Origin of the sequence: Amycolatopsis minnesotensis (assembly GCF_039529815.1) — a bacterium.
Classification (GTDB): Bacteria; Actinomycetota; Actinomycetes; order Mycobacteriales; family Pseudonocardiaceae; genus Amycolatopsis; species Amycolatopsis minnesotensis.
The window spans coordinates 196,232-217,123 of sequence record NZ_BAAANN010000006.1 but is presented as its reverse complement, the minus strand read 5'-3'; the positions used below and the strand labels follow the sequence as shown (position 1 = coordinate 217,123).

Genomic DNA, 20,892 nt, shown 5'->3' with positions numbered 1-20,892 from the left:
TCAGTTCTCCTCCCTTGTACCGTCCAAAGCGGACAGCACGGCGAGCTGCCTGCGGTCGCGCGCCTCGGTCAGTTCCGAGTACGTGGAGGAGCCGTAAGCGTTTTCGACGGCCTCGATGAGCCGTTCCTGTTCTTCCGGGCCTTGCGAGGGCTGGCCGAGACCGGCCCACATCTTCTTCATGGACACGCCGATGTGCTCGGCCATGTGCCGGTACCCACCGGGGCCGCCGCCGAGGTGCGAGCCGAGGAACGGGCCCACCGTCGACCAGCGGATGCCGAGCGAGTTCGTGATCACCTCGTCCAGTTCGGCCGGGCTGACGACACCCTGCTCCACCAGGTAGATCGCCTCGCGGTTGAGCGCGTTCTGCAGCCTGTTGCCGACGAAACCGGGGATCTCCTTGCGCTCCACCACCGGGGCGCGGCCGAGCAGGCGGTAGAACTCCACCGCACGGGTCACCGCGTCGGCGCCGGTCCGCTCCCCCGGTACCACCTCGACGAGCGGGATCAGGTGCGGCGGGTTGAACGGGTGTCCGATGAGGACCCGGGACGCGTCCGCCAGCTCGCCGGTGAACGCGGTCGACGGGATCGCGGACGACGAGCTGAGCAGCAGCGCGTGCGCGGGTGCCTCGGCGACGAGCGTGGCGAACAGGTCCTTTTTGAACTCGAGGTTCTCGGGACCGTTCTCCTGCACCACATCCGCGTCGCGGACGGCGTCGGTGACATCGGCCGCGAGGCGCACGCGATCGGCGATGCCGGTGACGTCGAGACCGCGTTCGGCGAGGTGCGGGGCGAACTCCTTCAGCGCCGCGTCGACCGCGTCCGCCAGGTCGGGCCGGGGGTCGGAGACCGCGACCCGGATGCCGTGCGCGGCGAACAGGACCGTCCAGGACAGCCCGATCGTGCCTGCGCCGATCACCGCCGCGTGCTTGAACTCCGCTTCCTCGAACACTGTCATGACCGGACTCCCTTCAGGTAGTCGTGCACCGGCTTGACGGGGGCGAGGGTCAGGTCGGTGAGGATGTGGCTGGCCGAAACGATCTCGCGCACCGGCAGGTCGGCCAGCGGCGCCAGCACGTGCTCGAAAAGCTGGAGGCGGGCGGGTCCCGCCCACGCCTGCTTCACCACGACGTCGGTGATCTCGGTGCGGACCAGCTCCGCGACGCGGGGCGCGCCGTCGTAGCCGGGGACGAACTTGAGCATGAACGTCGGCACGGTGATCTGGGCCGCCGCCTCGGCGAGGTCCAGCACGTGGTGCTTGTAGCCCATGGTCGCGGTGGCGACGCGCTGCGAGCCGTAGTCGAGGGTGCCGACGAGCGCTCCGTTGTCGGCGAACAGGCTCGGCGACCCGATCGTCTTCGGGTAGGCGCTGACCTCGCGCCCGGACGCGGTGGCCGGGAAGTTGTCGAGGTACATCGCGTGCAGGTACTCGCCGCGTTCGCCGTCGAAGGTGACCGGGATCGCCTGGCCGGATTCGGTGTACGGGCCGTACCCGCTGACGTCGCCCATCTTCATGACCTCGAAGCGCACCAACGGTTCTTCGATTTCGAGCGGCTCCGGCACGACGGCGCGCAGGGCGGCTTCGTCGGTGCGGTAGACGATGTTGAGGTACTCGCGATCGGTGAACCGCGGCACCACGGGTGCGAACGCCGGGTTGACCAGCGGGGTGGTCACGTGCTGAAGAACTTCTTCGGTCTTCATCGAGCTTACTTCCCTTCCCACTTCGGGTCGCGGCGCTCGGCGAAGGCGGTCATTCCCTCGCGAACGTCCTTCGACTGCATGAGCTGGGACATTTCCTTGCGCTGCAAGGAGAACGCCTCCGGTTCGGAGATGCCTTCGGCGGCACGGACGATCTTCTTGACCGCGGCGAGCGCGAGCGGCGCGTTGGCGGTGATCAGCTCGGCGAGCTGGAGCGCGACGGCGGTGGCCTCACCGCTCTCGACGACGCGGTTGACCAGGCCGAGTTCGCCCGCGCGGGCGCCGCTGACCGGCTCGCCGGTGAGCAGGAACTCCATCGCCAGGTGGTGCGGGATCCGCTTCGGCAGCCGGATCACCCCGCCGCCCGCGGCGATCAGCCCGCGCTTGACCTCCGGCAGCCCGAACTTGGCGTCCTCTGCGGCGACGATGAGGTCGCAGCCGAGCGCGAGTTCGAACCCGCCGCCCATCGCCCAGCCCTCGACGGCGGCGACCAGCGGTTTCGTGGTCTCGGCCTCGGTCAGGCCGCCGAACCCGCGGCCCTCGATCGACGGGGATTCACCGCGTAGCGCGGCCTTGAGGTCCATCCCGGCGCTGAACGTGCCGTCGGCTCCGGTCAGCACCCCGGCGCGGAGGGCGGGGTCCGTCTCCAGCCGGTCCAGCGCTTCGGCGATTCCGGCGGCTGTGGCGGCGTCGATCGCGTTGCGGGCGTTCGGGCGATCGATGGTGATGAGCAGTGTCGAACCGATGGCCTCGGTGCGGACTTCGGGCGTGCTCATGGCTTTCTCCTTACTTCGCGAGTTCGCTCAGGACCTCGGCCGTGTGCTGGCCGGGGAGCGGGGCGAGGCTGCGGACCGACGCCGGGGTCGCGGAGAACCGCACCGGGATGCCGACCGAGCGGATGGTGCCCTCGCTGGGGTGCTCGACGCTGTCGAGCAGGTGCCCGTCGCGGACGTAGTCGTCTTCTCCCGCGCGGTCCAGTTCGAGGACCGGCGCCATCGGGATGCTGTGCTTCGCGCAGACCTCGGCCCATTCCGCGGTGGTCAGCGCCGGGGCGCAGTCCTCGATCATCGCGGCCAGCGCCTCGGTGTCGGCGTTGTCGATCGCGTCGCCGTTGACGCGCGGGTCCTCGGCGAGTTCGGGCCTGCCCGCGGCGGCGAAGAAGTCGCGGAAGTTCTGCGGGTTGTACGGGATCACGCAGGCGAGGCCGTCCTTGGTGCGGACCGCGCGGTGCCCCTTCGACATCGACAGCGGGAAGCCCGTTTCTCCCTGCGGGGGCTCGAAGACGTGCCCGGAAAGGTGCTCGACCAGGTTGAACGCGATCAGCGTGTCGGTCATCGGGATCTCGACGTACTGGCCTTCGCCGGTCTTCCGCTGGTGCAGCAGCGCCGCGAGCACCGAGTAGGCGATGGTCAGCGAAGACACCTTGTCGCCGAGGATCGTCGGCAGGTACACCGGCTCGCCGAGGGCGCGGTTCGCGATGTCGACCAGACCGGAGGACGCTTGCACGGTCTCGTCGTAGGCGGCGTTGCCGGCCTGGCCGGAGTCGCTGCGGAAGCCCTGGGCGTGGGCGTAGACGAGCTTCGGGTTGCGGGCGGCGATCTCGTCGTAGTCCAGGCCCAGCCTGGTCAGCGCGCCGGGGCGCATGTTCGTGATCATCGCGTCGGCGGTGTCGATCAGTTCGAGCGCTTGCTCTTTCTGCTGCTCGTCCTTGAGGTTGAGCGACACGCTCCGCTTGTTGCGGTTGACGTTGAGGTTGAGCGGGGTCATGCCGGGAGTGGTCCGGTACTGGCCGACGCGCACGGTGTCGGCGGGGGACTCGATCTTGATCACGTCGGCGCCGAGGTCACCCAGGATCTGTGCGGCGTAGGGGCCCATTACGACGGTGGAGAGGTCGATCACCCTTATGCCGGTCAGTGGTCCGGTGTTCATTCCGTCATCTCCTCGTGGTCTCTGCTCTGGTTTCGACGGTAATCGGGTCTTTCCGGGAAGGGAACGATCAAGAAGCGCATAATGGTGTGATTGGGGTGGTCATACCATTCCCAGGGGGACGGCGAGAGTTTGAAGCACGCCTGCGGCGCGCCGTGGGGAACGGATTTCCTTGATCGCCTTGACGTGCCATTCCCGACGCATTGTCGGTCCCGTTAGCTGTTTGCGTCGTTGTGGTCCCGCTGTGGCAAGCTGTGACCTTTCCTGCACCTGATTGGGTGACGGAAAACGTTTTGCTGGTTGACAGAATCGTGACATGTCTTCTGAAGAAGAGTTTTATCGGGTTCGCGTGCTTTCCGACTCCGCGGCTCGGCGGCTCGGCGGCTCGGCGGTTGCGGGTTATTCGGTATCAGCAGGCAACGCTGCTGCGCGAAATAGCGGAGATGGAGCAAGTGTCCTCACGAAGATCCACCGTGGGGCAGGTGGGGTTGCTGCATGCCGTGACGCAGGCTGCGGCGGAGCGGAAGGTGGCGCTCGCTGACGCGTTGACCTCATACCTGCCGTGCACCCTGGCCGCGATGGAAGCGGGGCTCATTGACGAGTACGCGGCCTCCCGTGCGTTCGAGGCGACCGCGTGCGCGTCGGAAGAGGTGGCCGCCGAAATCGACTCTCAGTTAGCGGGGAGGTTCGAGAACCGGAATCCGCCGCACTGCGGAGGTTGGTCGACTCGTTGTTGATGCGGGTCGACCCGGAGGGGTACGAGCGGCGGCGTCAGGAGAAGGTGGCGGCGCGCAGGTTGGAAATCCGGCACGGGGATCACGGATCGTCGCCCCTGTTCGCCGAACTGCCAACAAGCGCCAGGGGATAAGCGCACCATGGGTCAATTGCGCTTGAATGAAAACTACCGGCCACCCAGCGCCATGCGGAAGTACCTCCACGCACCGCGCCCAACCGGCGCAGCTACCCCGAAGATCCCACCGGATTCGGCTGATGCGCTCGGGGCGCTCAGGTCTCCAGCGGGTCGGCGAAGACCTCGCGTGCGCGGCTGACCAGTCCCTCCAGGTCGCCGCCATGACCGCCGCGGTCGGCGCGCCACACCAGGCCGGTTTCCAGGGTCGCCTCGAAGTCTTCCAGCGGGAGGATGGTCACGTTGTCCAGGCGGTAGAGCTGCATCGGCGAGCCGGGGTCGAGCATGGAAATCGAGAAGGCGATACCGGTGGAAACCAGCTCCGCGATACCGGCGTAACCGGACGAGGAAAGCTTGATGCGCTTCTTCACCCCGGCCGCGGCGAGCCGGCCGTCCAGCTCGTCGAAATAGACGGGCGTCGAATCGGCCGAATCGGCCACATAGGACAGTCCGGTCAGGTCGGCGACGGTGAGCGAGGTGCGGCCGGGGAACAGGTCCGCGGGGACGGCCGCGCCGAGGCGTTCGGTCATCACCGGCAGCACTTCGAGGGCGGGGTCGGTCACCGGGAGCCTGGCCAGCGCGAGCGCCAGCTTGCCGTCGCGCACGTCGGCGACCAGTTCGGCGGTGCCGCCGGGCCAGCGTTTCAGCTCGGCCGTTTCGCGGGTGCGCTCCTCCAGGTCCTTCACCCGTTCACGCAGCGCGGGGTGCACCCCGGCGGGCATCCCGACGAACAGGGTGCTGCGGCCGGGGCGGGCGGCTTCGCGGACCTTCCACGGGATCGACGAGACGCGGTCGAGCACATCCCGGGCGAGCGGGAGCAGCGCCTCGCCCGCTTGGGTCAGCGCCACCTTGTGCGTGCTGCGGTTGAACAGCTGCTGGTCCAGCTCGTGCTCGAGATCCTTGATCCGCTGGCTCAACGGGGACGCCGCCATGTGCAGCTTCTTCGCGGCCTGCGAGAAGTTCAGCTCCTCGGCGACCGCCACGAAGTAGCGCAGGTGCAACATCTCCACGCCGCGAGCCTACCCAGGGCGATGCCGTACGCCCTGAAGGGAGCCTTTCGGCATCGGAAGCTCCCTTCAGGGCAGGTGAGCCACCCCCGAGGAGCGCTTTCAGGACTCCTTGCTGGTGGCTTCCGCGTCGGTGGCGTCGACCCGAGTGCGCTGGGGCTGGCCGAGGAGGTTCGCGGCCCACTCGGTGACCCTGCGCGCGACGTCCTGCGCGGTCAGGCCGACCCCGGCCAGCACCTCTTCCCGCGAACCGTGGTCGAGGAACCGCTGCGGCACCGCGAGATCGCGCAAGGGGACCGGGCAGTCGGCGTCGCGCAGCACGGCGTCGAGACCGGAGCCGAACCCGCCGTGCCTGCCGCTGTCCTCGACGGTGACGACCATCCGGTGCTGCTCGGCCAGCTTGACCAGCGCCTCCGGCACAGGGAGGACCCAGCGCGGGTCGACGACGGTGACGCCGATGCCCTGGTCGGCCAGCCGGTCGGCGGCGGCGAGCCCGAGCGGGGCGAACGCGCCGACGGCCACCAGCAGGACGTCCGTCCCGGCGCCGTCGTGAGGGCGGTAGAGCACGTCGACGCCGTCGATCCGCTCCACCGCGGGGACGGATTCGACCACCGAGCCCTTCGAGTACCGCAGCACGGTCGGGCCGTCGGACACCGCGACGGCCTCGCGCAGCTCTTCGCGGAGGGTCTCGGCGTCACGGGGCGCGGCGACCCTGATGCCGGGCACCATGCCGAGCAGCGACAGGTCCCACATGCCGTGGTGGCTCGGGCCGTCCGGACCGGTGATCCCGGCGCGGTCGAGCGCGAAGGTCACCGGCTGGCGGTGCAGCGCGACGTCCATCAGCAGCTGGTCGAAGGCGCGGTTGAGGAAGGTGGAGTACACCGCGACGACCGGGTGCATGCCGCCCATCGCCAGGCCCGCGGCCGAGGTGACCGCGTGCTGCTCCGCGATGCCGACGTCGAACCACCGGTCCGGATGGGCCTCGGCGAACTTCTGCAGCCCGACCGAGCGCTGCATCGCCGCGGTGATCGCGACGACGTCGTCGCGCTCCTCCCCGATCTTCGCGAGCTCGTCGCCGAACACCGCCGTCCAGCTCCGCCCCTTCGGCTTCGGCTTGCCGGTGGCTGGGTCGATCGGGTCGGTCTGGTGCATCTGGTCGGCTTCGTCGGTCACCGCGGGCGGGTAGCCGTGCCCCTTCTCGGTGACGACGTGCACGATCACCGGTCCGCCGAAGGTCTTCGCGCTGTGCAGCGACTTCTCCAGCGCCACCAGGTCGTGCCCGTCGACCGGGCCGAGGTACTTGAGGCCGAGGTCGGAGAACATCACCTGCGGGCTCAGCGCGTCCTTGATCCCGGCCTTGGCCGCGTGCAGCGCCGCGTAGATCGGCTTCCCGACGACGGGGGTGTGCTGCAGCATCGCGCGCCCGCCGTCGAGGAAGCGCTCGTAACCGGGCTGCAGTCGCAGCGACGCGAGGTGGTCGGCGAGACCGCCGATCGTCGGCGAGTAGGAGCGGCCGTTGTCGTTCACCACGATGACCACGGGGCGGTCGGGGCCGGCGGCGATGTTGTTGAGCGCCTCCCAGCACATGCCGCCGGTGAGCGCGCCGTCGCCGACCACGGCGACCGCGTGCCTGCCGCCGCCGGAGAGCTGGAACGCCTTCGCCAGACCGTCCACATAGGACAGGGCGGTGGAGGCGTGGCTGTTCTCCACGAAGTCGTGCTCGCTCTCGGCACGGATCGGGTAGCCCGCGACGCCGCCGACCTGGCGGAGCCGGTCGAAGCCCTGGTGCCTGCCGGTGACGATCTTGTGCACGTAGGCCTGGTGGCCGACGTCCCAGACGATCGCGTCCTGCGGGGAGTCGAACACCCGGTGCAGCGCCATGGTCAGCTCGACGACGCCGAGGTTCGGGCCGAGGTGACCGCCTGCCAGCCGGACCTTGTCGATGAGGAACTCCCGGATCTCGTGAGCCAGCTTGGCGAGCTGGTCCGGGTTCATGCGTTTGAGTGCCGCCGGTCCCTGGACTGACGCCAGCAGTTCCACGCTTCCACCTCACCTGGTCTCCGCACCCGCGCGGTCCACGCGGGCATCGGCCCAGTCTAGGAGAGCCGCGCGCGCCATCGCCTCCCTCGGAGGCGTTGGTTTGGCGGCCGTCACGTTTCGGCATTCGGTCGAACGGCCGTTGGCCCGTTCAGGCCAACCCCCTGTCAAGTAGTCACTGGGAGTGGGAAATTAACAGTCGGATACCGAAGTATGTGAACTCACTCTCACTTAACGGAGTGGACTAGGCGCGCATGCAGTAACCACTCGTAGCGTGCCCCACGAACGGATGAACACAAAAGCGAGCCATGATACGCGGAGGTGAACCGACGCCGTGCCGTTCCTTCAGCCGTCGATCGAGATGACTGACCAGCGGAGGCTCGCCGAGCAAGCAGGCGAGCAGAGAAACGGCGGCGCCAACGAAGACGCCAGAGCCACACTTGTCCATCGAGAAGACACCCGGTACGCCAAGGCGGCGGAACCGGGAGCCGCCCACGCGGCGTTCGCGCCGAACGAGCGGTGGCACCAGCACACCCTGCGCGTGCTGAGCAGGCCGGCGAGCCACCGGAGGCCGCCGAACGTCGCGGTCGTGCGCTTCGTCGAAGCGCCCCGCATCGAATCCCGGTTCGGCAAGCACGGGCTGGACCGCGTGCTCGAACAGGTCGCCTGGATCCTGCGCACCGAGCTGTCCGAGCAGGAGCACATCACGCCCGACGAGCACGGCGGGGTGATCCTGACCCTGTGCGGCGCGGCGAACTGGCAGGTGAAGGCCAGGCTGGGGAGCATCTCCACCCGGCTCGCCAGGCTGCCGATCGAGCTCGGCGACGAGCACCTCACCATCACACCGGTGATCGGCTGGGCCGACGCCGCCGACCGGCCGGTGAGCATGGACCCGCACAAGCTCGTCGAACGGGCCACCGAGGCGGCCGAGCTGGCGACCAGCCAGCTCGACCTGATCCCGCGCAAGTGGGCACCCCCGTCGACGCCGAAGCGCAAGAAGTCGACGGGCCCGCTCCGCACGACACTGCAGTCGCTGGCCACCCTGGTGCTCGGCATCGCGGTGCCGTTCGCGCTGCTCGTGTCCTTCTACGCGGACGGAATCGACCTCGCGACCCCGGTGTACCTGGTGGTCACGGCCTCGCTCGTGGTCACCGCGATCGTGATCTGGACGGAGAACTTCTTCGCGCTGGACCCCGATCGCCCGCCGAAGAAGGCGGCGGCACCGGAACCCGCCGCGTCCGCGATCATCCCGGCCTACCTCCCCAACGAGGCGGCCACGATCGTCGACACCCTGCACGCGTTCCTGCGCCAGGACTACGGCGGCCCGCTCCAGGTGATCCTGGCCTACAACACGCCGACCTCGATGCCGATCGAAGCGGAGCTGCACGACCTCGCCGCCCGCGATCCCCGGCTCGTCGTGCTGAAGGTCCCCTACTCCACATCCAAGGCGCAGAACGTCAACGCGGCGCTCGAACTCGTGACGGGCGAGTTCGTCGGTGTCTTCGACGCCGACCACCACCCGGCGCCCGACGCGTTCGGCAGGGCGTGGCGCTGGCTCTCGCACGGCGCCGACGTCGTGCAGGGACACTGCCTCATCCGCAACGGCGACGCGTCGTGGGTCGCCAGGACCGTCGCGGTCGAGTTCGAGTCGATCTACGCGGTCAACCACCCCGGCCGGGCGAAGCTGCACGGGTTCGGCCTCTTCGGCGGCTCGAACGGGTTCTGGCGCACGCAGGTGCTGCACGAGACCCGCATGCACGGCCAGATGCTCACCGAGGACATCGACTCGTCGATCCGCGTGCTGCTCTCGGGCCGGACGGTGGTCAACGACCCCGCCCTGATCAGCAGGGAACTGGCGCCGGCGACGCTGTCCGCGCTGTGGAAGCAGCGCGTGCGGTGGGCGCAGGGCTGGTTCCAGGTGTCGCGCCGCCACCTCGGCCCGGCACTGCGCTCGAACGCGCTGACCGTGCGCAACAAGCTCGGCATCACGTTCCTGCTCGGCTGGCGCGAGGTCTACCCGTGGCTGTCGATCCAGATGATCCCGGTGGTGGCGTTCATCTTCTGGCGCGACGGCGGGTTCGGGAAGATGGACTGGTTCGTGCCGGTGTTCGTGCTGTGCACCATCTACACGCTGTCCTCCGGCCCGAGCCAGGTGCTGTTCGCGTGGCGGCTCGCCGCGCCGGACGTGCGGAAGCATCCCCGCTGGTTCCTCGCCTACCTCGTGGTGTCCACGTTCTTCTACACCGAGTTCAAGAACCACGTGGCCAGGGTCGCGCAGATCAAGGAGCTCACCGGCGAGCGCAAGTGGGCGATCACCCCGCGCCAGGCACCGTCCACGCGGGAGCGCACGGCGTGACCGCGGTGCTGCCGTCGGCGAGGAAGGTCACGCGCGAGGCCGCCCCGCCGCGCCGGTTCCAGCTCGACGTCTACCGCGCACTCGCGGCGATCGCGGTCGCGACGTTCCACGCCTACCAGTTCAACCGGAACGAAAAGTGGCCGCTGGAAGGCACCGTCTGGCACGAAGTGATGATGAGCACCGACCTGTTCGTCGCACTGTTCTTCGTCCTGTCCGGGCTGCTGCTCGGGTTACCGGTGGCGAAGGCGGCGCTCGGCGAATCGGGGCCGAGGCCGGCGAAGGTGTTCCTGATCAAGCGCGTGTCACGGCTGATCCCGGCCTACTTCATCGTGGTGCTGGTGGTCTGGTTCGTGTCCAACCCGGAACTGCCCGGCCACTGGCAGGACCTGCTGCTGCACCTGACCTTCACGCACGTCTACAGCGACCAGTACATCTTCTGGACCGACGGACCCGCGTGGTCGCTCGCCGACGAGATGCACTTCTACCTGCTGCTGGCGCTGCTCGGTTCGCTCGCCTACCGCGTCTGCGCGCGGCTGGAAAGCAAGCGGGCGAAGCTCGCGGTCCTCTACGGCGGCGCGGGCACGCTCGTCGCGCTCAGCCTCACCTACAAGCTGCTCGCGAAGTTCGTCTGGCACCGGCCGTCCTCGTCGTGGTCCACCTGGTTCGGCCCGATGGCGAAGCTGGACCTGTTCGCGATCGGGCTGCTGATGGCGGTGCTGGCCGCCGCCGGCGTCAAGCTCGCCCACCGGTGGTCGCGGTGGACCTCGGCGCTGTTCGGGCTCGGCGTGATCGTGCTGGCGCACTGGGTGCGCTCGAACGGGTACCTCCCGGACCCGTTCCTGCACCCGGTCGTCGCGGTCGGCTGCGCGTTCGTGGTGGCCAGCACGACGCTCACGACGGTTCCCCCGCCGCGGATACTGAGCTGGCGGCCGGCGGTGACCGTCGGGCTCGCCAGCTACAGCCTGTACCTGTGGCACGAGCCGGTGCTGCGCGTGCTCGACACGCTGGGCGTGCTTCCGTCGACGGGGTCGCCCTCCGCGTTCGTCGTGACGGCGGTGGCGCTGCTGGCGCTCGCCATCCCGGTCGCGCTGCTCAGCTACCAGGCGATCGAGAAGACGGGCATGAAGATCGCGGCGGCCTTCGATTCGAAGGGCAGGCCCCGCGAGTACTACGCACCGGAGCCGCTCGCCGTCTGAACCGTACGGAACGTCACGGGCCGCACCGCTGAATGAGCGGTGCGGCCCGTTTTCAGCGTAGGATTCCGATCCGGCGCGGGCCGGGCCCGCGCTGTGGCACGCACTGTCCAAACTGGAGAGGTTGATGGCGGACTTTTTCATCAACGGCAATTGGGTCGGAGCGAAGCAGGGCGGTACCCGCGAGATCCGGTGCCCCGCCAACGGCTCACTGGTGGCCGAGGTCGCCGAAGGCACCCGTGAGGACACCGAGGCGGCCATCGCGGCGGCACGGAACGCCTTCGACAACGGCCCGTGGCCTGGCACCCCCGCGGCCGAGCGCGGTGACGCGCTGCTGCGCGCCGCTGACCTGCTCGTACAGCGCAAGGACGCGTTCGCCCGCGCGGAATCGCTCGACACCGGTAAGCGGCTGGTGGAAAGCGAACTCGACATGGACGACATCACCGCGTGCTTCCGGTACTTCGGCAAGCTCGCCGGAAACGACGCCGGCCGCGTCGTCGACACCGGGAACCCGGACGCGTTCAGCCGGATCGTGTACGAACCGGTCGGGGTCTGCGGGCTGATCACGCCGTGGAACTACCCGCTGCTGCAGACCGTGTGGAAGGTCGCGCCGGCGCTGGCGGCCGGGAACACCTTCGTGCTCAAGCCGAGCGAGCTGACCCCGCACACCTCGATCCTTCTGATGCGCCTGCTCTCCGACGCCGGCGTGCCCGACGGGGTCGCGAACCTCGTGCTGGGCGCGGGCGGCGAAGTGGGCGCCCCGCTCTCCGAACACCCCGACGTCGACCTGGTGTCGTTCACCGGCGGGCTCGCCACCGGCAAGGTGATCGCCGCCTCCGCCGCGGCCACGGTCAAGAAGGTCGCGCTCGAACTCGGCGGCAAGAACCCGAACGTGGTGTTCGCCGACGCCGATTTCGAAACCGCCGTCGACTACGCGATCACCGCGATCTTCCTGCACTCGGGGCAGGTGTGCTCCGCGGGCGCGCGGCTGATCGTGCAGGAGGGGATCCACGACGCCTTCGTCGACGAGATCGTCCGCCGCGCGGAGCTGATCCGGCTCGGCGGGCCGTTCGACCCGGACGCCGAGACCGGGCCGCTGATCTCCGCGCAGCACCGGGAAAAGGTCGAAAAGTACGTCGCGACCGCGATCGAAGAGGGCGCGGTGCTGCGCACCGGCGGCAAGCGTCCGGAGGGCGAGCGGTTCGCGGGCGGCTACTACTACCTGCCGACCGTGCTCGACGGCGTCCGCCAGGGCAGCACCGCGGTGACCGACGAGTCGTTCGGCCCGGTGCTGACCGTCGAGACGTTCACCGACGAGGACGACGCGGTCCGCATCGCCAACGACACGCACTACGGCCTCGCCGGCGCGGTGTTCACCGACGACGCTTCGCGCGCGCAGCGCGTGGCGAATCGCCTCCGCCACGGCACCATCTGGATCAACGACTTCCACCCCTACCTCCCGCAGGCGGAATGGGGCGGGTTCAAGCAGTCCGGATTCGGCCGCGAGCTGGGCCCGAGCGGGCTGGCCGAGTACCAGGAAGCCAAGCACATCTACCAGAACCTGCGCCCGGTGCCGCCGAAGTGGTTCTCCGGCGAGCAGGGCTGAACTCGTAAATTCCATAGTGGACTGATCAGGAGGCGCCTTGAGCACACAGGGTGGCGGCGACCAGGAACTCAGCGATTTCGGCTACACCAACCAGTTGAAGCGGACACTGGGCAGTTTTCACACCTTCGCCGCGGGCATCAGCTACATCTCGGTGCTGACCGGCGTGTTCCAGCTGTCCTATCTCGGGCTCGGGCAGGGCGGCCCGGCGTACTGGTGGTCGTGGCCGATGGTGTTCGTCGGCCAGCTGATGGTGGCGCTGACCTTCGCCGAGCTCGCGGCGCACTACCCGGTGGCCGGTTCGGTCTACAACTGGGCGAAGAAGCTCTCCAACAACCACCTCGCCTGGCTGGCGGGCTGGATGATGCTGCTCGCGTCGATCGTGTCGATCTCCGCGACCGCGCTCGCCTACCAGCGCACGCTCCCCCAGATCTGGGGCGGCTTCCAGATCATCGGTGACGGCACCGGCACCAGCGACGCGGCCAACGGCGTGCTGCTGGCGAGCCTGCTCATCGTGTTCACCATGCTGGTCAACGCGTTCGGCGTGAAGCTGATGGCCCGGATCAACAGCGCGGGCGTGTTCATCGAGCTGGTGTTCGCGGTGCTGCTGGTGATCTTCTTCGCCGCGCACTTCGTCCGCGGCCCCGAGGTGGTCACCGAGACGCTCGACACCGGCGCGAACCACACCGGCGGCTACCTCAGCGCGTTCCTGATCGCCGCGATCGCGTCGTCGTACGTGATGTACGGGTTCGACACGGCCGCCTCGCTCGGCGAGGAGTCGAAGGACCCGCACCGCAACGCGCCGAAGGCGATCCTGCGCGCGCTCATCGCCTCGGCACTGCTCGGCGGCCTGATCATCCTGTTCGCGCTGATGGCGGTGAGCGACGTGAACGCGCCGCAGCTCGCGACCGAGGGCCTGCAGTTCGTGCTCACCGACGCGCTCGGCGGCACGATCGGCCGCGTCTTCCTGATCGTGGTGGGCATCGCGATCACGGTGTGCGTGCTGGCGGTGCACACGGCCGCGATCCGGATCGCGTTCGCGATGGCGCGCGACAACGCGCTCCCCGGCGGTTCGAAGCTCGCGAAGGTGAGCAAGAAGACCGGCACCCCGGTGCTGCCCGCGGTGCTCATCGGCGTGATCGCGATCGTGCTGCTGCTGGTGAACATCAACTCGTCGCAGATCTTCTCGGCGGTGACGAGCCTTGCCATCATCCTGATCTACATCTCGTACCTGATGGTCACCGTGCCGATGCTCATCAAGCGGCTGCGCGGGCAGTGGCCGCCGAAGAACGTGCCGGAAGGCCGGTTCTCGCTGGGGAAGTGGGGCCTGCCGGTCAACGTCGTCGCGGTGCTGTGGGGCGGGTTCTGGACGGTGAACCTGGCTTGGCCGCGCGCGGAGATCTACAACGCGACCCCGCCGTTCCACTGGTACCTGCAGTGGAGCTCGGTGCTGTTCGTCGCGGTCTTCGCGGCGGGCGGGTTCGCCTACTACTGGTTCGTGCAACGGAAGAAGGTGGGGGTGCTGGCCGATCACGCGGCGAAGGCCGCGGCCGACGAGCCCCCGTCCGAGGTCCAAGAGGTTCGAGAGGAGAGCGCTTAAGTGAACGAGGAGTTCGACTACGTCGTCGTCGGTGGCGGCACCGCGGGATCGGTGGTCGCGGCGCGGCTTTCGGAGGACCCCGGCGTCACCGTCTGCCTCCTGGAGGCCGGTCCGTCCGATGTGGACGACCCCGCGGTGCTCCGGCTGAACCAGTGGATGGGCCTGCTGGAGTCCGGGTACGACTGGGACTACCTGGTCGAGCCGCAGGAGTCGGGCAACTCGTTCCTCCGGCACGCGCGGGCGAAGGTGCTGGGCGGCTGCTCCTCGCACAACTCGTGCATCGCCTTCTGGGCGCCTGCCGAAGACCTCGACGAATGGGCTTCGTTCGGGCTCGACGGCTGGTCGGCCGAGGACGTTTTCCCGCTGTACAAACGGCTTGAGACCAATGACGGGCCGGGCGAGCACCACGGGCGCTCCGGCCCGGTGACGATCCGCTCGGTCCCGCCGCGCGACCCGGCTGGCGCCGCGCTGCTCGAAGCGTGCGAACAGGCCGGTATCCCGCGCACCGAGTTCAACTCGGGCAGCACCGTCACACACGGCGCGAACTGGTTCCAGATCAACGCGCGCGAGGACGGCACCCGGTCCTCCGCCTCGGTCTCCTACCTGCACCCGATCATCGGAAAGCGGTCCAATTTGGACATCCGAACGGGAGCGCGGGCCAAGCGGCTCACCTTCGAAGGCAAGCGCTGCACCGGTGTCGAGTACCTGGCGCCGGACCTGATCCACGGCATCGAACTCAAGGCGCGCCGCGAGGTCATCGTCAGCTCCGGTGCGATCGACACGCCGAAGCTGCTGATGCTGTCCGGTATCGGGCCGGCCGAGCACCTGCGCGAGGTCGGCGTCGAGGTGCTGCACGACTCCCCCGGCGTCGGCGCGAACCTGCAGGACCACCCCGAGGGCCTGATCCAGTGGGACGCGAAGCAGCCGATGGTGAGCGATTCCACGCAGTGGTGGGAAATCGGCATCTTCACCACCACCGAGGACGGCCTCGACCGGCCGGACCTGATGTTCCACTACGGCTCGGTCCCGTTCGACCTGAACACGCTCCGGTACGGCTACCCGACCACGGAGAACGGCTTCTGCCTGACCCCGAACGTGACGCGCAGCAGGTCGCACGGCACCGTGCGGCTGCGCACCAGGGACTACCGCGACAAGCCGAAGGTCGACCCCCGGTACTTCACCGACCCGCACGACATCCGCGTGATGACCTACGGCATCAAGCTCGCGCGGGAGATCGTCGCCCAGCCCGCGATGGCCGCATGGGCCGGCACCGAACTCGCCCCCGGCGCCGGCGCGCGAACCGACGACGAGATCGCCGACTACCTGCGCAAGACCCACAACACCGTCTACCACCCCTCGTGCACCGCCAAAATGGGCGGCGACAACGACCCGAACGCCGTCCTCGACGCGCGCCTGCGCGTCCGCGGCGTCTCGAACCTGCGGGTGGCGGACGGCTCGGCGATGCCGTTCCTGGTCGCGGTCAACCCGTGCATCACCACGATGGCGATCGGCGAGAAGTGCGCGGACATGCTCAAGGAAGACGCCTGACCGCCTGCCCTTCGGGGAGCATGAGGCCGCGCTCTCGGTTTTCGCGGGCGGGCCGTTCATGCCTTGAGGGCTCCCTTCAGGGCATGAGCCGGGGCCCGGTAGCTCGCCCCTCGTTTCCCGCTTCCGCGCTCGCGCCCCGAAGGGGCCCTTGAGGGAATCTGACGCCGCAAAGGCCCCCTTCGGGGCATGAGCTGCCCCATACGACCAGTGCCGACAAGGGCACTGAGCGTTTATTCGCGTGGTCACCCGGATCCGATGCTCTACGCTGCCGCGGAGATCATCGGCGAAGGGGGACACATGCGCGGCATCAGGTTCGACGGGCAGGGTACGAGGCAGCCGTTCGAGGTGGCGGAGCTGGCCGAACCGGTGCCGGGGCCGGGCCAGCTGGTGGTGCGCACCGAAGCGGTCGGTGTCGGGATCGGGATCGTGCGCATGCTGGCAGGCGGCTCGATGCCGTCGAGCGGCCCCGGTGGCGAGATGGTCGGGCACGTGGCCGCCGTCGGGCCGGAGGTCACCGGGTACGAGATCGGCGATCGGGTCGGCGGCGTGGTGTTCGAGGGCCTCTACGCCGACGCCGTGCTCGCATCTCCGGCGCTGATTTCCCTTGTTCCGCGAGGAATCGACGCCGGTGACGCGTTGAGCCTGGTGCGCGGCGGGCTGATCGCGCTGTCGGTGCTGCGCGCCGCGCGCTTCGAACGGGGCGAGTCGGTGCTCGTCACCGCGGCGGCGAGCGGGACGGGGCATCTCGCGGTGCAGCTGGCGAAGGCCCTTGGCGCGAGCCGCGTGGTCGCCGCGGTCGGCTCGGCGGACAAGGCGGACTTCGCGCGGTCGTGCGGAGCCGACGAGGTGGTGACCTACTCCGGCGAAAGCTGGGGTGAGCCGGTGGACGTCGTCCTCGACGGCGTCGGCGGCGAACTGGTGCAGCGGGGCGTCGACGCGCTCGCGCCCCACGGCAGGCTCGTCGCCTTCAGCGCGGGCGGCGGGACCGTGGACGCGGGGAGCCTGCTCGGTGAGCTGAAGTCGGTCATCGGCTTTTCCATCGGCCTCATCAGCAGGCGGCAGCCCGAGCTGGTGGACGAGCGGCGTGCCGAGCTGTGGGCGCTGCTGGCCGGTGGCGCCTTGCGTCCCGCCGCCACGACGCTGCCGTTCGACCGGCTCGCCGAGGCCGTCGAGCTGATCGAGTCGCGTCGCAACCTCGGCCGCGTGCTGCTGCGGCACTGACGCTCGCGCGCTCCCATTCGGACACTCTGCCCTGAAACGGGTATGACCTTGCCCTGGTCACCCGCGCTCCCTAAACTGTGTGAACCTTACACAAATAAACTGGGGAAGCACCATGACCGAGACAGCGCCGCTGCTCATGCGGATGCTCATGTCCGAGCGGGTCCCGGCTTCGGCCGCCGACCGCGAGGGCGTCGCGAGCCGGCTCGCCCGCGCCCGAGAAGACGGCGCGCTCACCGAGCAGGAGGCAGGCGAGCGCCGGGACCGCCTGAACGCGGCAGGCACCCGTGACGCCGTGCGGCGGGTCCTCGACGGGCTGCCCGGCGTGCCACCCGCTGGTCTCGTCACCGTGCGCCGGGTGGTCACCTGGGCCTTGCTCGGGGTGAACGTCGTGCAGATCGCCGTCTGGCTGCTGATGTGCGTGATCGGCCTGCACTTCGCGCCGCCGTTCTGGCTGTGGTCGGTCGTCGGCGGCGGCCTCGTGGTGGCCGTGCTCTGGCGGCTCACCGAATCCGTCTACCGGGTGCGCGGCTGACATGACGAACTCTCCCGTCCGCCTCGAGGCGGTACGCAAGACCTACGGGCGCGGCGACAGCGCTGTCACCGCGCTCGACGGTGTCACCTTCGGCTTTCCCGCGGGCAGCTTCACGGCCGTGATGGGTCCGTCCGGCTCCGGCAAGAGCACCCTGCTGCACTGCGCGGCGGGGCTCGACCAGCCCGACTCCGGCACCGTGACACTCGCGGGCACACCACTGACCGGGCTGGGCGAAACCGAGCTCACCGTGCTGCGGCGCGACCGGGTCGCCTTCGTGTTCCAGTCGTTCAACCTGATGCCCGCGCTCACCGTGTGGGAGAACGTCACGCTGCCGACGATCCTCGCCGGGCGCGCACCCGACGACGCGTGGGTCGCGAGGGTGCTCGACCGGGTCGGCCTCACCGACCGCACGAAGCACCGGCCGGGCGAGCTCTCCGGCGGCCAGCAGCAGCGCGTCGCGGTGGCCAGGGCGCTCGCCGTCCGCCCGGCGGTCACCTTCGCCGACGAGCCGACCGGGGCGCTGGACACCCAGACCGCGCTCGAAGTGCTCGCGCTCCTGCGCGAACTGGCCGAGGCGGGCCAGACGGTGGTCATGGTGACCCACGACCCGGTCGCGGCATCCCACGCGGACTCCGCGCTGTTCCTCGTGGACGGTCGCATAGTGTCCGAAGTGGACCGTCCGAGGGCGGACGCGGTGGCCGCCGAGCTGGCCGGACTGACTGGGCGGGCGCGGTGAACCGGCCGATGACCAGGCTCGCGCTGGCGAGCCTGCGGTTCCGCGCGGCCGCCTCGGTTGCCACGTTCGTCGCGGTGCTCGTCGGCTGCGCGCTGCTGATCGCCTGCGGCGGGCTGATGGAGTCGGCCATCCGGCTCGGCGCGGTCCCGCAGCGGCTCGCGGGCGCGCCGGTGGTCGTGGCCGGTTCCGAGGGGTTCAAACTCCCCGACGAAGAGAGCGAGACCGTCGCCTACCCCGAGCGTGCCGGCGTCGATCCTTCGGTGCTGCCGAAGGTCGCCGCCACCTCCGGTGTGGCGAAAGCCGTCCCGGACATCACCTTCGCCGCCACCATCGCGGGAGACGAACCCGGTACCGATGTCCTTTTCGGACACAACTGGGCGTCCGCCGCGCTGACCCCGTTCACGGTGCGCGAAGGCGCCGAACCACGACCCGGCCAGGTGAGCCTCGACGAGGCGTCGGCGGACCGGCGCGGCGCCGAGGTCGGCGCGCCGATCGACCTCGTCGTCGGCGGGCGCGCGGAAACCTTCACCGTCGCGGGCATCCTGCACGGCGAGCGGGCCATCGACGCACCCGCGCTGTTCTTCGCCGAGGACGACGCGCGACGCCTGTCCCCCCGATCGGACAAAGTGGACGCGATCGGGGTCGTGCCCGCCGACGGTGTGGACGTGGACGACCTCGCGGAACGCCTCGGCGCGCAACTCTCCCCCGGCGCGAGCGTGCTGACCGGCGACGACCGCGGCGCGGCCGAATACACCGGCATCGGCGCCAGCAGGCTGCCGCTGATCCTGCTCGCGGCGGTGTTCGGCGGCATGGTCCTGGTGGTGATGGCGCTCGTGGTGTCGGCGACGATCAGCCTCTCGGTGCGCCAGCGCCAGCAGGAACTCGCCCTGCTCCGCGCCAGCGGGGCGACCCCGGCGCAGGCACACCGCATGGTGGTCGCCGAGACGATGGCGGTCGCCTTGCTCGGCGCGGTGTGCGGGCTGCCCGCCGGCGCGCTCGCCGGCGGCCAGATCTTCGATGCGAGCACCGCGCAGGGGGTGTTCCCCACTCAGCTCGTGTTCCACCAGGGACTCGTCCCGTTCGCGGGCGGTTTCCTGCTGGCGCTGGGGATTCCGTGGCTCACCGCGCATTTCGCGGCGAGAGCGGCGGCGAGGGCCCGGCCGATCCAGGCACTGTCCGAAGCCGCGATCCCGACCGCGAACCTCGGACCCGTGCGCAGGACGCTGGGCAAGGCCTTCGCGGCCGCGACCGTCGCGCTCGCCGTCGCCACGATGTTCCTCGACCCGGAGACGGCGTCCGCGGTCGGCGGTCCCGCGGTGCTCACCGGTTCCATCGCGGCCGGGCTCTTCGGTCCGGAGCTGGTGCATGTCCTGGCGGGTATGGCGGTTCCGGTGCTCCGGCGGTTTTCCGGCGGCGCGATCGCGGTGATCAACATCAGGGCGCGGGCACGGCAGTTCGCCGCGGTGCTGACGCCGCTGACGCTGGCCACCGCGATCGCGCTCGGCAACATCTACGCGCAGACCACCCAGAGCGAGGCCGCGACGGCGGCGCGCGCCGACGAGCTGAGCGCCGACGTCGTGGTGTCCTCCGGTGACAGGGTCGTCTCGCCCGATCTCGCGACCCGGCTGCGCGGCGTGCCGGGAGTGACGGCGGTGTCGTCGCTGGTGGTCAGCAAGGGCTGGGTCGAAGAGCCCTACGACGGCAACGGCAGCGACCCGAGCACCCTGCTCGGCGTCGACGCGCAGACCGCGGACCCGGTACTGAACACGCCGGTTGCCGAAGGGTCGTTGCGGGACCTCGGCGGCGCTTCCGTGGCGCTGCCCCGATCCGAAGCCGAGGACCTCGGCGCCGGGCTGGGCGCCAAGGTCACCCTGCGGCTCGGCGACGGCGCGCGCGTGGAGGTCGCGGTGGTCGCGCTGCTGGACGGTTCGTCGAACTACCCGAGCGTGGTGGTGCCCGCGGCACTGCTGGCACCGCACACGAGCACCGGCCTGGCGAGCGAAATCCTCGTCCGCGGCACCGGCGACCTGGCGTCTGGGGTACGCCAGGTCGCCGGGCCCGGCACGACCGTCGGCGACGGCGGCGTGCTGGCCGCCGAGTTCGCCACCGGCGTCGACGTGCAGGCGTGGATCAGCTACCTCCTCGCAGTGCTCGCGATCGCGTACGCCGCGATCGCGGCGGTCAACACGCTCGGGGTGGCGGTGCTGTCACGGCGGCGGGAACTGGCCTTGCAGCGCCTGGCCGGGGCCACCCGGCGGCAGGTGACGCGCATGCTGTTCGTGGAAGGCACCGTGCTCGGCGTACTGGCGCTGGCACTGGGCACGGTGATCTCGCTGTTCACCGTACTGCCGATCGCGATCGCCACCGGGTCGGTGCTGCCATCGGGGCCGATCTGGGTGTTCGTCGTGGTGGTCGACGCCGCGTTCCTGATCGTGTGGCCGGTCACCGCCATCACGGGCAGGCTCGCGATGAAGCGGAAACCCGTGGATGAACTGAGCATCGGCGGCGGGCAGTAGTCCGCTGTCCCCAGTG

General features: G+C 69.7%; 16 protein-coding genes. 10 read left to right on the top strand and 6 right to left on the bottom strand.

What is annotated here, in order from left to right:
- From ABD256_RS10010 to ABD256_RS09995, 4 genes are read right to left on the bottom strand one after another with little or no spacing between them, the layout of a single operon-like run.
- Entirely contained in the window at nucleotides 1-954 is a 954-nt protein-coding gene (locus ABD256_RS10010) for a 3-hydroxyacyl-CoA dehydrogenase NAD-binding domain-containing protein (protein ID WP_344415966.1), read from the bottom strand.
- Nucleotides 951-1,697 (bottom strand): acetoacetate decarboxylase, encoded by a 747-nt coding sequence (locus ABD256_RS10005; RefSeq protein ID WP_344415964.1) that lies wholly within the window; start codon nucleotides 1,695-1,697, stop codon nucleotides 951-953. Before ABD256_RS10005 ends, ABD256_RS10010 begins: the two co-directional genes overlap by 4 nt.
- Before the next feature lie 5 nt (nucleotides 1,698-1,702).
- Nucleotides 1,703-2,470, bottom strand: a complete 768-nt coding sequence (locus tag ABD256_RS10000; RefSeq protein ID WP_344415962.1) for a crotonase/enoyl-CoA hydratase family protein — start codon at nucleotides 2,468-2,470, stop codon at nucleotides 1,703-1,705.
- Between the two features lie 10 nt (nucleotides 2,471-2,480).
- On the bottom strand, nucleotides 2,481-3,623 hold the full coding sequence (locus tag ABD256_RS09995) for a CaiB/BaiF CoA transferase family protein (RefSeq protein WP_344415960.1): 1,143 nt from the start codon (nucleotides 3,621-3,623) through the stop codon (nucleotides 2,481-2,483).
- Nucleotides 3,624-3,898: 275 nt separating this feature from the next.
- Here ABD256_RS09995 and ABD256_RS09990 point away from each other — a divergent pair, with 275 nt between their 5' ends.
- Nucleotides 3,899-4,357 (top strand): 13E12 repeat family protein, encoded by a 459-nt coding sequence (locus ABD256_RS09990; RefSeq protein WP_344415958.1) that lies wholly within the window; start codon nucleotides 3,899-3,901, stop codon nucleotides 4,355-4,357.
- A gap of 268 nt (nucleotides 4,358-4,625) precedes the next feature.
- Here the strand turns inward: ABD256_RS09990 and ABD256_RS09985 are convergent, their stop codons facing one another.
- On the bottom strand, nucleotides 4,626-5,537 hold the full coding sequence (locus ABD256_RS09985) for a LysR family transcriptional regulator (RefSeq protein ID WP_344415956.1): 912 nt from the start codon (nucleotides 5,535-5,537) through the stop codon (nucleotides 4,626-4,628).
- Between the two features lie 99 nt (nucleotides 5,538-5,636).
- Entirely contained in the window at nucleotides 5,637-7,574 is a 1,938-nt protein-coding gene (gene dxs, locus ABD256_RS09980) for a 1-deoxy-D-xylulose-5-phosphate synthase (RefSeq protein ID WP_344415954.1), read from the bottom strand.
- Nucleotides 7,575-7,905: 331 nt separating this feature from the next.
- On the opposite strand from dxs, the gene ABD256_RS09975 reads away from it, so the two are divergent.
- From ABD256_RS09975 to ABD256_RS09935, 9 genes are all read left to right on the top strand, one after another.
- Nucleotides 7,906-9,927 carry a glycosyltransferase family 2 protein gene (locus ABD256_RS09975; RefSeq protein ID WP_344415952.1) on the top strand — a complete coding sequence of 674 codons (2,022 nt, stop codon included), beginning with the start codon at nucleotides 7,906-7,908 and terminating at the stop codon, nucleotides 9,925-9,927.
- Nucleotides 9,924-11,123: an acyltransferase family protein gene (locus tag ABD256_RS09970; RefSeq protein WP_344415949.1), complete on the top strand. Its 1,200-nt coding sequence runs from the start codon at nucleotides 9,924-9,926 to the stop codon at nucleotides 11,121-11,123. The genes ABD256_RS09975 and ABD256_RS09970 overlap by 4 nt, the downstream gene beginning before the upstream one ends.
- A gap of 124 nt (nucleotides 11,124-11,247) precedes the next feature.
- Nucleotides 11,248-12,726, top strand: a complete 1,479-nt coding sequence (locus tag ABD256_RS09965; protein WP_344415945.1) for an aldehyde dehydrogenase family protein — start codon at nucleotides 11,248-11,250, stop codon at nucleotides 12,724-12,726.
- A 37-nt stretch (nucleotides 12,727-12,763) separates the two neighbouring features.
- Nucleotides 12,764-14,323 carry an APC family permease gene (locus ABD256_RS09960; protein ID WP_344415942.1) on the top strand — a complete coding sequence of 520 codons (1,560 nt, stop codon included), beginning with the start codon at nucleotides 12,764-12,766 and terminating at the stop codon, nucleotides 14,321-14,323.
- Complete coding sequence (locus ABD256_RS09955) at nucleotides 14,324-15,871, top strand: GMC family oxidoreductase (RefSeq protein ID WP_344415940.1); 1,548 nt, start codon at nucleotides 14,324-14,326, stop codon at nucleotides 15,869-15,871.
- 297 nt (nucleotides 15,872-16,168) lie between these two features.
- Nucleotides 16,169-17,092, top strand: a complete 924-nt coding sequence (locus tag ABD256_RS09950; RefSeq protein WP_344415938.1) for a quinone oxidoreductase family protein — start codon at nucleotides 16,169-16,171, stop codon at nucleotides 17,090-17,092.
- 112 nt (nucleotides 17,093-17,204) lie between these two features.
- Nucleotides 17,205-17,624: a DUF1707 SHOCT-like domain-containing protein gene (locus ABD256_RS09945; RefSeq protein WP_344415935.1), complete on the top strand. Its 420-nt coding sequence runs from the start codon at nucleotides 17,205-17,207 to the stop codon at nucleotides 17,622-17,624.
- Nucleotide 17,625: 1 nt separating this feature from the next.
- Nucleotides 17,626-18,360 (top strand): ABC transporter ATP-binding protein, encoded by a 735-nt coding sequence (locus ABD256_RS09940; RefSeq protein ID WP_344415933.1) that lies wholly within the window; start codon nucleotides 17,626-17,628, stop codon nucleotides 18,358-18,360.
- 8 nt (nucleotides 18,361-18,368) lie between these two features.
- Nucleotides 18,369-20,876, top strand: coding sequence for an ABC transporter permease (locus tag ABD256_RS09935; RefSeq protein WP_344415931.1), 2,508 nt, complete (start codon nucleotides 18,369-18,371; stop codon nucleotides 20,874-20,876).
- Nucleotides 20,877-20,892: the final 16 nt, after the last annotated feature.

Coding starts and splice junctions, on each gene's coding strand:
- ABD256_RS10010 (WP_344415966.1), bottom strand. CDS start 954: ATGACAGTGTTCGAGGAAGCGGAGTTCAAGCACGCGGCGGTGATCGGC.
- ABD256_RS10005 (WP_344415964.1), bottom strand. CDS start 1,697: ATGAAGACCGAAGAAGTTCTTCAGCACGTGACCACCCCGCTGGTCAAC.
- ABD256_RS10000 (WP_344415962.1), bottom strand. CDS start 2,470: ATGAGCACGCCCGAAGTCCGCACCGAGGCCATCGGTTCGACACTGCTC.
- ABD256_RS09995 (WP_344415960.1), bottom strand. CDS start 3,623: ATGAACACCGGACCACTGACCGGCATAAGGGTGATCGACCTCTCCACC.
- ABD256_RS09965 (WP_344415945.1), top strand. CDS start 11,248: ATGGCGGACTTTTTCATCAACGGCAATTGGGTCGGAGCGAAGCAGGGC.
- ABD256_RS09950 (WP_344415938.1), top strand. CDS start 16,169: ATGCGCGGCATCAGGTTCGACGGGCAGGGTACGAGGCAGCCGTTCGAG.
- ABD256_RS09945 (WP_344415935.1), top strand. CDS start 17,205: ATGACCGAGACAGCGCCGCTGCTCATGCGGATGCTCATGTCCGAGCGG.
- ABD256_RS09940 (WP_344415933.1), top strand. CDS start 17,626: ATGACGAACTCTCCCGTCCGCCTCGAGGCGGTACGCAAGACCTACGGG.
- ABD256_RS09935 (WP_344415931.1), top strand. CDS start 18,369: ATGACCAGGCTCGCGCTGGCGAGCCTGCGGTTCCGCGCGGCCGCCTCG.